We start from the raw sequence: 11,166 nt of genomic DNA, 5'->3' as shown, positions 1-11,166 counted from the left end.
GTTTGGGAAACTCCCGATTCCGGAATTTGTAGTACATATTCATTTATATCAACACTTACTCAATCCCAATATACACATCTACTTGCGATTCACTGACATAATGCTCAAAATCCACATCATATAGTCGAGTGTGTTTACAGTTTGCGTCATCAAAACATTCCCAAACGGTTTGCCATGCGGTAATAACTGCATCTGGCATAGTACCCTCTTCACTGAATACTAAATATTTGCCTTGAGGAATAGTAACGTCAAAAAGTTCATTACTGTCTATTACCGAATCTTCATTTTTTTCAAACCCTGCGATAACATCAAATTCACCGTTTGCATCGCTCTCATAATGACAGTAGATGCCGTAAATATTGATATTCTGCGGTAATTTAGTAAAATAGTTTTGATAAAATTTTTGCCACATTGCGCCTATCTTGGCAGTTTGTGGATTGGCTTCTGCTTGGTTGGTCGTACGGATGCTTAGCGCTTGGCAGGGTATGGCTTGGTCGATCTCTTTTATGGTGATACTCATTCAACTTCCTTGTCTAATGAACTTCCTTGTATAATAAAATGAAACAGTTTATGAGACTAGTTATAATTATCAACGACTAATCCGCCTCGTCAATCCAGTTCATTTGAATAGCTTCTAAAATACCTTCGGTGGATTTTTGTGGATCATCATCGAAGTTCTCTAATTCAGTTACCCAGCGATGTAAATCGGTAAAGCGAATATACTGTGGATCGGTTTCTGGGAACTTTTCAAGCAATTCGATAGCGATATCTAGGCTGTCAGTCCATCTTAGTTTTTGTGGCGCCATGGCAATATCCTCAATAGGTTATTCAATATAAACAGTGAATGAAAAATGGTTTAGGGCATGCTAACAAATTATAAGATGTTAATATAGTGCTATTAGCAATCAGCTTATCTATTCTAAGCTTTCTTAATTAAAGAAGTCATGAAGCCGTCAACTTAGACCTTTTAAATCCAAACTGAAATAAAAAACTTGAACAGTGTTATATTCTATTGTGATTTAATTGACCTTTGATTTGCATTCCAAGTTTCGATAACATCGGTCAAGCTCTCACCTACCATTCCTAAGCTTGCGGGAGGTTGTATGCCTTGTTTGGTTACTAATACAAACTTGGTAAGACCTACAGCCATCAAGGTGTCTTTGACATAAAAATGATGCTGAAAATAGACATACTTTTCATCCCACCCTTCTAAAGCACTGGTCACTTTCATTTTATCTAAAAATTTAATTTCTTTTAAATAGACCATCTCTTGCATAGAAATAATCCATTCAACACTCATACCGCCAAGATTAAGTTTCTTTAGTATTTTATATAGCCATCCTGTCACATTAAGTTCAATGAAAGATAGATATCGATAATTGGGTAGGTGATTACGAAAGCCCATGTCATGTGGTAATACACGATAACTTCTACTAAAAGGCTTAAATAAATCTTCATCAGCCATACTTACAGTATTTTGTGTATTCGTATTTTTCGAAGCTTTGAATTTAGTTGGGGTTTGTTGTGAACGTTGTTTGGTTTTAGAATGCTCACGTTTTAATAACGCTATTAATATAAAAAAACGAATCAGCATATTCATTATTGGTCTCCAAACTAGGCTTATGAAAGTTTTTAAGGTTATTTATTGAATTAATTCAAACCACTTACACAAAGCATAAGTTCGTTGCAGGCAATTGTCTATACAGCTATAGACCACTTGCCAGTCAGATTAATAAAAAATTTGCTGATTTAAGGTTGAAAATCTAAACCGTTAGCCCCATTTTTATGACAGCCCCATAGCTCATGGCAAATTTTATACGATAGTCTTGAAATCTTGCTAAATAACAATATTTATTGAGTGATATGGGTAGTTTTTTATCAACTTAACATAATTTTTGATGGAGTGAAAAATGAATATTCGCCCTTTACATGACCGTATCGTTGTCCGCCGTGTGGAAGAAGAGCAAAAAACTGCCGGTGGTATTTTATTACCAGGTTCAGCACAAGAAAAACCGTCTCAAGGTGAAATCCTAGCTGTTGGTAACGGTCAAATCCGTGAAAATGGTGAAGTTCGTGCTTTAGACGTTAAAGTAGGCGACAAAGTTTTATTCGGTCAATATGCTGGTCAAACTGTAAAAGTTGACGGTGAAGAATTATTAATTATGAAAGAGTCTGACGTGTTGGGCGTATTAGAAGGTTAATCTAAAGGATTATAAACCTTCTTTTTTTGGGTTAGTAAACTTGCTTGAACAATCCACTAATACAACAATAGATAGTTCATTGTAAAAAGCTAACACCCACTCTAATAAACAATAAACATTAATTAACTAAAATAACTGGAGAGTATTCTCATGGCTAAAGACGTAAAATTTGGCATTGACGCTCGTAAACAAATGATGGATGGCGTAAATATTCTTGCCAACGCTGTTAAAGTTACCTTGGGACCTAAAGGTCGTAACGTTGTTATTGACAAATCTTTTGGCGCGCCTGCAATCACTAAAGATGGTGTATCAGTAGCTAAAGAAATCGAACTTGAAAACAAATTCGAAAATATGGGCGCACAATTAGTCCGTGAAGTGGCGAGCAAAACAAATGATGTCGCTGGTGACGGTACTACTACTGCAACTGTATTGGCTCAAGCTATCCTAGTTGAGGGTATGAAATCTGTTGCCGCTGGCATGAACCCAATGGATCTTAAACGTGGTATCGATAAAGCAGTTGCTGCTGCTGTTGCAGAGATTCATAACATTTCTACCCCAGCTGATGATTCTAAAGCAATTGCTCAAGTGGGTTCTATCTCAGCTAACTCTGATACCAAAATTGGTGAACTCATCGCTGAAGCCATGGATAAAGTTGGCAAAAAAGGGGTTATCACTGTAGAAGAAGGTTCAGGCTTTGAAGACTCACTTGAAGTAGTTGAAGGTATGCAGTTTGATCGTGGCTATATCAGCCCATACTTTGCCAATAAGCAAGATAGTTTAACTGCTGAATTTGAAAACCCATTCATTTTGTTAGTTGACAAAAAAATCAGCAATATCCGTGAAATTGTGCCATTACTTGAGCAAGTAATGCAACAAAGCAAACCTCTATTAATTATAGCTGAAGATGTTGAAAATGAAGCATTAGCTACCTTAGTAGTGAACAATATGCGTGGCGGTCTAAAAACTTGTGCGGTAAAAGCGCCAGGATTTGGCGATCGTCGTAAAGCCATGCTACAAGATATCGCTATCTTAACTGGCGGTACTGTGATTTCTGAAGAAGTTGGCTTGAGTCTTGAGACTGCTACTGTTGAGCATTTAGGTACGGCTAAAAAGGTTACTGTGGGCAAAGAGAATACAGTAATCGTTGATGGTGCAGGCTCAAAAGCTGATATCGAATCACGCGTAGAGTCTATCAATCGTCAAATCGAAGAATCTACTTCAGACTATGACAAAGAAAAACTACAAGAGCGTGTTGCTAAACTTTCAGGCGGTGTGGCAGTTATTAAAGTAGGTGCTGCAACTGAGACTGCTATGAAAGAGAAGAAAGACCGTGTAGATGATGCACTTCACGCTACTCGCGCTGCTGTTGAAGAAGGTGTGGTACCTGGTGGTGGTGTTTCTCTTGTTCGTGCATTAAATGCCTTAGTTGATTTAGAAGGTGATAACGACGATCAAAATGCAGGTATCAACATTTTACGCCGTGCAATGGAAGCACCTTTACGTCAAATCGTAACCAATGCCGGTGAAGAAGCTTCTGTTGTGGTAAATGAAGTGAAAAATGGTTCTGGTAACTTTGGTTATAACGCAGCAACTGGCGTTTATGGCGATATGTTAGAAATGGGTATTCTTGATCCCGCTAAGGTATCTCGTTCAGCACTTGAGCATGCAGCTTCTGTTGCAGGTCTAATGCTAACTACTGAAGTGATGATCACAGATAAGCCACAAGAATCTGATCCAATGGCTGGCATGGGTGCTGGTGGTATGGGCGGCATGGGTGGTATGGGCGGCATGATGTAATTTTCATCATTGACTGCTTTATTATCTAGCTTTAGCGATAAATGGTAATTTTTGCTATTAACGTTTAGTTAACAAAAACCCCGATAGGCGACTGCTTATCGGGGTTTTTTTATTTCCACATTATTCTACAATCTCAATTATATAAGCACTAATCATTATTCAATTTTTTTTCTCATTACCATTAAACAATTAGCATTAAACTTTAATAATTACACCATTGGTCTTAAAAAGTTATTTGGCTTCCTCTCGTCTAAAAGTCCAATTGCTTTCATCTGATAACTCACCTACATAATAATAACCATCTAAATCAAAGCTTTTTAGATCCTCAGCTCGAGTTATTTTATTATCAGCTGCGTATTTCACCATCAAACCTCGTGCCTTTTTGGCATAAAAGCTTATTACTTTATATTTTCCGTTTTTTTCATCTTCAAATCTTGGGGTAATAATATTTGCTTTTAATGGTTTTTTCTTAATAGATCTAAAGTACTCATTGGAAGCTAAGTTAACCAATACATTGTCTTCACCCTGCTTGGCTAAATGCTGCATACGTTCATTAATGACTTTAGTAATATGATCTCCCCAAAAGTCATATAGGTTATTGCCTCGGTTATTTTCAAGTTTCGTGCCCATCTCTAAACGATAAGGCTTAATCAAATCTAATGGCTTAAGAATACCGTAGAGTCCAGATAATATACCTAAGTGCTCATCTAGGTACATCACGCTATTTTTATTAGCGTTATACATATCTAGACCACTATAAACATCCCCGTTAAATAAATAGCCTGCAGGTTTCGCATTTTTATCCGTAAATGGTTTGTTTTCACTCCATACCCATTGTTGATTACGCTGAACATTAAGCTCAGCTAAATCGTCAGAGATGTTCATCAACTCTTTTAAATCAATTAAGTTCTTTGATTGTAGCGCTTTAATCAACTGTTTAACATGTTCAATAAGTTGCGGTTGACTATAGTAATTGATGACATCTACGGGAACCTTGTCACTCTCATTCATACTTTTGGCAGGAGACAATACGAAATACATGTTCTTAACCTTGTTTTAAACATCAAATTATTTATATTTTTCTAAAAAACCTAGTGATGGACATAGTTTAACAAGTTTAAACCAAATATTGCCAACAACTATTATGTGTCAGTATTAGCGCAATGGCCTAACTTTTTAAGAAATCATATAAGCTATTATGTAAGCAGTTATATAAGCAGCTAATTAACAATTAGCATAATCACCTATTACTACCACTTATCTTGAATACCTCTTGTCTTTATAAAATTTTTTCTCGCATTTATAGATAACCTTGTGTTATGTTTCGGTTCATGTTTTAAGAGGTCCATAAATTAAAGTTTTTAATTAAATTTAACTGGTCGGTCATATTTGTACGATGAATTATTTTTATTTATAAACCTATAATAAATTCTCGTGATGATATAATCTTTACCATTTATTTAATTGATAACCTTTTTTTCTATCGTTGTTAACTAGATGTTTTATCACTCCAAAATAAGTGATAAAACGTCGTCGCGTGTATTAAGTCAAAATTTTGTAAATCAAACAAGCTAGGAGCGAACATGATAATAGGCACTATCCAAGCCAAGCAGGCATATGAAGGTCGCGTTGCTATTACGCCAGACTCAGTAAAAAAACTCATTAAGCTTGGCCATGAGGTGATTATTGAATCTGGTGCAGGCCAACATGCCTATTACGATGACACCGCTTATACCAATGCTGGCGCTAAAATTGCTAGTGAGGCCGAAGTTCTATCACAAGCGCAAATTATCTGTGTGGTGCAAAACCTAACCGCTGATCAAATTGCTAAACTATCTCAAGGTAGTATTGTTATAGGTATGCTAGACCCTTATCGCAATGATCAGCTGGATAATTATGCTCAGCAAGGGGTAACCGCCTATGCTATGGAATTATTACCCCGTACCTTATCGCGCGCCCAAAATATGGACGTATTGTCCTCTCAGGCTAACTTAGCTGGTTATAAAGCGGTTCTTATGGCCGCTAACGAGTATGCACGTCCCTTCCCTATGTTCATGACTTCAGCCGGTACTGTTAAGCCAGCCAAGATAGTTATCTTAGGAGTAGGTGTAGCAGGTCTTCAGGCTATTGCTACTGCTAAACGCTTGGGTGCAGTTGTAGAAGCCAGTGACCTACGTCCAGCCGCAAAAGAACAAGTAGAGTCTTTAGGCGGTAAATGGCTAGATGTGCCTATGAGTGATGAGGAAAAAGAAAAAGCTAAGTCTACAGGGGGCTATGCTTGGACGCCTTCAGAACAATATATGAAAGATCAAGCTGCAGTTGTCGATAAAGCGGTATCTAATGCTGACATAGTTATCACTACTGCCCAAATTCCTGGTCGTAATGCGCCAAGACTAGTTCACAAAGCCACACTTGATAAAATGAAGGCAGGGTCAGTATTAATCGATATGGCTGCAAGCTCAGGTGGTAACGTTGAAGGTACGGTATCTGGTGAAACTATTGTTACCGAAAATGGTGTACGCATTATCGGTGCAGCAAATATACCTGCTAGCTTAGCTGCTCAGTCATCAGACTTGTATGCTAATAACTTAGTGAACTTTATCACTACCTTATTTGAATCCCAAAACAATAATGCCTTAGCGATTAACCTTGAGGATGAAATTCAGGGAGCTTTAGCAGTAACCCATAGTGGTGAGGTGCGTTTACAACGCAGATAAGCTTATTAATCAAACAAGTGATAGCTTAACACTGGTTTGATGCCTTGTGCTGTAAACAATAATCCAAAAGCTAAACATGAATATTTTAGAAAGATCTTAGGAGAAGATTATGCTTGCTACCGTATTAGCAACCGCACCACTAGGAGCTGCCGTAACAGGCGGTATTCCATTCGTGGCTATATTTACCATCTTTGTACTTGCAATATTTGTAGGTTATTACGTGGTTTGGGGTGTTACCCCCGCTCTTCATACCCCTTTAATGGCCGTAACTAATGCTTTATCAAGTATTGTGATTGTTGGAGCCATGCTGCAGACAATTCATATTGATGGCAATGCCCTATCAGTTACGAGTCTATTAGGCGCTTTTGCCGTATTTTTGGCCAGCATTAACATTTTTGGCGGTTTCGCTGTGACAGAGCGCATGCTTGCTATGTTTAAACCAAAAGCTAAAAAAGTAAAAACAGTGACTGACCAAGAAGGAGCGGATGTATGAATCCTGAGCTAACTGAAATGAACTGGATTGCCGCTCATGCTGATTGGTTTTATCTAGTAGGCGCTATCTTATTTATCTTAACGTTACGTGGCTTATCTAGTCCAAAAACAGCCATCAGAGGAAATCGGTTTGGTATGGTAGCTATGGCAATTGCTGTGCTGACTACCTTTTTCTTAGCCGAAGGTCCAGTATTGTGGTTAATTATCGGTGCGATGATCCTAGGTGCCTTAGTTGGTATGTGGAAAGCCAAAACGGTGGCCATGACTGAGATGCCTGAAACAGTCGCTTTAATGCACTCTTTTGTAGGTTTGGCGGCAGTTGCTATTGCTATCGCAACGGTATTAAATACCACTCATGACCATAGCACCATTGCACGAGTTGAGCTGTTTATAGGTTGCTTTATTGGTGCCATTACTTTTTCTGCTTCAGTATTTGCATTTGGCAAATTGGGCGCTAAGAAATGGGCAAAAACAGTAACAGGCGGTTGGGTTAAGCCATTACAGCTAATTTTATTTGTGGCTATGGTTGCTTGCGGTGGCGTCTATTTCGTTACTGAGTCAATGCCTGCTTTCTACGCCATGACTGTGTTTGCTATCTTGTTTGGCTGGATGTGGATTGCTCCAATCGGTGGCGGTGATATGCCAGTGGTTGTGTCTTTACTTAACTCTTTTTCTGGTTGGGCTGCAGCGGGTATTGGTTTTACTTTGGGCAACTCGATGTTAATCATTGCCGGCTCGCTAGTAGGGTCATCAGGTGCAATTCTATCTTACATTATGTGTAAGGCCATGAACCGCTCATTGCTCAATGTATTATTTGGTGGTATGGGCACAAGTGCCGCAGTAGCCAGTAGCGATGATGGGGCACCAAAAACTTATAAATCGGGCTCTGCAGAAGATGCAGGCTTCTTAATGAGTAATGCAAGTGATGTTATCATCGTTCCAGGTTATGGTATGGCTCAAGGCCGTGCACAGAATGCGGTTAAAGAGCTTTATGAAATGTTAAAAGAACAAGGGGTAAATGTTCGTTTCGCTATTCACCCTGTTGCTGGTCGTATGCCAGGTCACATGAACGTATTGCTTGCTGAAGCAGATGTACCTTACGATGATATTTTAGAGATGGATGAGATTAATTCTGATTTTCCAAGCACAGATGTGGTATTAATTATCGGCGCTAACGATGTTGTAAACCCTTCTGCTAAAGATGATCCAGGTTCGCCAATCTTCGGTATGCCTATTCTTGAAGCCTCAAAGGCTCAAACTGTTATGGTAATCAAACGCTCTATGAGCACAGGTTATGCTGGCTTAGACAATCCATTATTTTACTTAGACAAAACTATGATGATCTTTGGTGATGCTAAGAAAATGGTTGAGGAAATGGTTCGTACTATTAACGGCGGTGGTCATTAGACAATTATTTATAAGATTAGCAATTAAAAGACCGCTAATTTTATAAATAAAAAATGTACTGCTTTGATGCTAAGTACAAACATGAAGACAGCTTAGGCTGTCTTTTTTAATGTGCAATCTTATTGTTAGTTGTGATAGCTAAGATAGTCTTGCTGCTTAATAAACGCTTTAGGTATATAAGCATTTAAACCAAGTCGCCCATTTTTAAACACAACCAGTAAGGTTTGCTAACCAAAAACCTTAGATGAATCTGTTGAAAATGTAACAAGGTATGACCATATTTAAGTTATAGTATATGAATCATTGTTATGACAAATGTGGTTGGGTTTAGCTCTTTAGTTTAGTTATTAGTCATTTTAATACTTTTTATGATTATTACTACTGATTACCACCGCTGCGCTAACTTGATCTACATTCATTTTATAAATTTAATGGTCTCCAAACTGTTGATTACATTTATCATATTATTATATTGAGGAAAATTATATGTTTAATAAATTAAAAGATATGAAAGCAAAAAAGATTATAGCAGGTATAGGTTTAGCTACTGCCACAGCAGTTGCTTCAACAGCGGGTATGGCTGCAACTGCTTTATCCCCTTCTACTGCAGACTATAATTTCACTGTTGATAATAAATATAAAGGTACAGCTACCCGTACTTTAACTCAGTCAGGTAATTCTTGGAACTATACTGTAAATGCTCGAGTAGCAGGTGTAGCCAGTGCTAACCAAAGCAGTACGTTTAGCTTAATTGGTAACAATATCATCCCCACTAGTGCTAGTACCACTTATAAGTTATTTGGTATGGGACGTTCGCACACCATGAAATTTAGTAATTCTGGTAAGTCAGTGGCCAGTACTTATCGTGGTAAGACAGCTAATTTGTCTGCCCCTGATAGAGCGTTTGATGATTTAAGTCTAGAAGCTCAAATCAGACAAGACCTATTAACCGGTAAATTCACTGGTAACTATTATATGGTTAAAAAAGATAAAGTAGAAAAAACCCCTTTTAAGAAAGTAGGAAGTACCAAAGTTACTGTTCCAGCGGGTACCTTTGATACTATTCGAGTCGACCGTATTCATGATGATAGTGATCGTTCCACCAGTTTTTGGTTGGCACCAAGCTTAGACTATTTACCCGTTAAAGTTTCGCAAGTTAATGATGGTAAAAGAATGGAAATGGAACTGACTAAAGTTCGCTAATTTACGAATCAATTAATATTAATAATCAAATATAGCTACTAAACAAATAATCTTTTAAAGCAAATAAAATGAAAATGCCTTACTCATCAGTAAGGCATTTTTTATGATAGTTAATATTGCAAAGGGTTAGCTATTCAATTCTCCATTCATAGACGGCAAACGCTTGAGAAGCTTAAACAACCAAACATTGATAACTAACATAAGCAGTAAATCAATGGCATAAACCCAGACAACATCAATACCATTGTCATAAAATCTAGAAAACAAAGTCACTCCACTAGCCCCTAAATAGACCAAGGTAAGTATACTGCTTACTAATAAAACATAGGGCGACTTACCCTTAATTATCCAAGGTGTTACAATTAGAGCAGGCATCAACCATAGCAATTGCCAAGCAATGCCACCTACAATATCTGGCTGTGTGGTTAATAACATACCAAGCAGTATAGGCAAACCAAAACTACGATACACAAGCCAAACCAACCAACTCATCCGTAAATTTGATTGTAAGTTAGCAATTAACGCTATATTTTCTGGACTGGTTCTATCCAGCACCTCTCTTTTGGACATAAATTAGGACCATTTAGCATTGGCAAGGGCTTGGGCAGCATGGGCCAAACGACGACCTTGAGCAATCGCTAAGCTACGCTCATCTTTAGTAACAGGCTGATCATGTGCATTACCACTGACATGTGTAGCGCCATATGGCGTACCACCGCGATTGGTACGGCCCAATTCCGGATTTGAATAAGGCAGACCCAATACTATCATGCCATGATGAAATAAAGGCATCATCATTGTTAGTAATGTGGTTTCTTGTCCGCCATGCATAGAGCCGGTACTAGTAAAAACACTAGCCGGTTTATTTTGTAAATTACCTGCCAGCCACAAAGTTACAGTGCTATCCCAAAAGTGTTTCATTGAGCCTGCCATATTACCAAAATGAGTGGGGCTACCTAAGGCAAGGCCAGAGCAATTTTTTAAATCAGCCATGGTGCAATACAAATCACCCTCATCTGGTATTGCTGGCTTAGCGACTATTGTTTCTGCAGCAACAGTCGGTACGGTACGAATTCGCGCCGTTATACCCGCCTCCTCAATCCCTTGAGCAATAGCGTAAGCCATGTCTTTTGTAGTCCCGTATTGAGAATAGAACAGCACTAGCACATACTTATCTGTCAAAGGTTGAGACGATAAATGATCATTTGTCATAGAACATTACTTCCAAATATTTAAAATTTTCTAATAAAGAAAGGGTTTGAACAGCAGCAAACGTTAATGGAAAGTTTTACAATAAGTGTGGGATTGATTAAAAGCTATTTTGACATAGCTTAAGCTAAAATACTTAA

General features: G+C 38.1%; 12 protein-coding genes. 6 read left to right on the top strand and 6 right to left on the bottom strand.

The genetic code is table 11. The features are described 5' to 3' along the window. Positions 1-55 precede the first annotated feature (55 nt). From QZ265_RS02095 to QZ265_RS02085, 3 genes are all read right to left on the bottom strand, one after another. Positions 56-520, bottom strand: coding sequence for a GyrI-like domain-containing protein (locus QZ265_RS02095; protein ID WP_296402896.1), 465 nt, complete (start codon positions 518-520; stop codon positions 56-58). Between the two features lie 76 nt (positions 521-596). After that, the gene (iscX, locus tag QZ265_RS02090) at positions 597-806 is read right to left on the bottom strand and encodes a Fe-S cluster assembly protein IscX (protein ID WP_296402894.1); all 210 of its coding nucleotides are present in this window, start codon (positions 804-806) and stop codon (positions 597-599) included. A gap of 203 nt (positions 807-1,009) precedes the next feature. Next, positions 1,010-1,600 carry an acyl-CoA thioesterase gene (locus tag QZ265_RS02085; RefSeq protein ID WP_296402892.1) on the bottom strand — a complete coding sequence of 197 codons (591 nt, stop codon included), beginning with the start codon at positions 1,598-1,600 and terminating at the stop codon, positions 1,010-1,012. Between the two features lie 310 nt (positions 1,601-1,910). Here QZ265_RS02085 and QZ265_RS02080 point away from each other — a divergent pair, with 310 nt between their 5' ends. Further along, a complete protein-coding gene (locus tag QZ265_RS02080; RefSeq protein ID WP_028859774.1) occupies positions 1,911-2,201 on the top strand; it encodes a co-chaperone GroES in 291 nt (96 codons plus the stop codon). Between the two features lie 150 nt (positions 2,202-2,351). Further along, positions 2,352-3,998 carry a chaperonin GroEL gene (groL, locus tag QZ265_RS02075; protein ID WP_296402891.1) on the top strand — a complete coding sequence of 549 codons (1,647 nt, stop codon included), beginning with the start codon at positions 2,352-2,354 and terminating at the stop codon, positions 3,996-3,998. 231 nt (positions 3,999-4,229) lie between these two features. On the opposite strand, the gene yaaA is transcribed toward groL, so the two are convergent. After that, positions 4,230-5,039, bottom strand: coding sequence for a peroxide stress protein YaaA (gene yaaA, locus QZ265_RS02070; RefSeq protein WP_296402889.1), 810 nt, complete (start codon positions 5,037-5,039; stop codon positions 4,230-4,232). Positions 5,040-5,581: 542 nt separating this feature from the next. Between yaaA and QZ265_RS02065 the strand changes: the two genes are divergently transcribed. From QZ265_RS02065 to QZ265_RS02050, 4 genes are all read left to right on the top strand, one after another. Beyond that, positions 5,582-6,715, top strand: coding sequence for a Re/Si-specific NAD(P)(+) transhydrogenase subunit alpha (locus tag QZ265_RS02065; protein WP_296402887.1), 1,134 nt, complete (start codon positions 5,582-5,584; stop codon positions 6,713-6,715). A gap of 109 nt (positions 6,716-6,824) precedes the next feature. Beyond that, complete coding sequence (locus tag QZ265_RS02060; RefSeq protein WP_296402886.1) at positions 6,825-7,208, top strand: proton-translocating transhydrogenase family protein; 384 nt, start codon at positions 6,825-6,827, stop codon at positions 7,206-7,208. Between the two features lie 17 nt (positions 7,209-7,225). Continuing rightward, positions 7,226-8,614, top strand: coding sequence for an NAD(P)(+) transhydrogenase (Re/Si-specific) subunit beta (locus QZ265_RS02055; RefSeq protein WP_296402900.1), 1,389 nt, complete (start codon positions 7,226-7,228; stop codon positions 8,612-8,614). Positions 8,615-9,100: 486 nt separating this feature from the next. Then, a complete protein-coding gene (locus QZ265_RS02050) occupies positions 9,101-9,817 on the top strand; it encodes a DUF3108 domain-containing protein (RefSeq protein WP_296402884.1) in 717 nt (238 codons plus the stop codon). A 126-nt stretch (positions 9,818-9,943) separates the two neighbouring features. Here the strand turns inward: QZ265_RS02050 and QZ265_RS02045 are convergent, their stop codons facing one another. Both QZ265_RS02045 and wrbA read right to left on the bottom strand, forming a co-directional pair. Then, positions 9,944-10,387 carry a hypothetical protein gene (locus QZ265_RS02045; protein WP_296402882.1) on the bottom strand — a complete coding sequence of 148 codons (444 nt, stop codon included), beginning with the start codon at positions 10,385-10,387 and terminating at the stop codon, positions 9,944-9,946. Between the two features lie 3 nt (positions 10,388-10,390). Further along, positions 10,391-11,029, bottom strand: coding sequence for an NAD(P)H:quinone oxidoreductase (gene wrbA / locus QZ265_RS02040; protein ID WP_296402880.1), 639 nt, complete (start codon positions 11,027-11,029; stop codon positions 10,391-10,393). Positions 11,030-11,166 lie beyond the last annotated feature (137 nt).

The organism is Psychrobacter sp. (assembly GCF_018260395.1).
Classification (GTDB): domain Bacteria; phylum Pseudomonadota; class Gammaproteobacteria; order Pseudomonadales; family Moraxellaceae; genus Psychrobacter.
The sequence above is the reverse complement of the archived record's forward strand: the minus strand, read 5'-3'. Positions and strand labels throughout refer to the sequence as shown.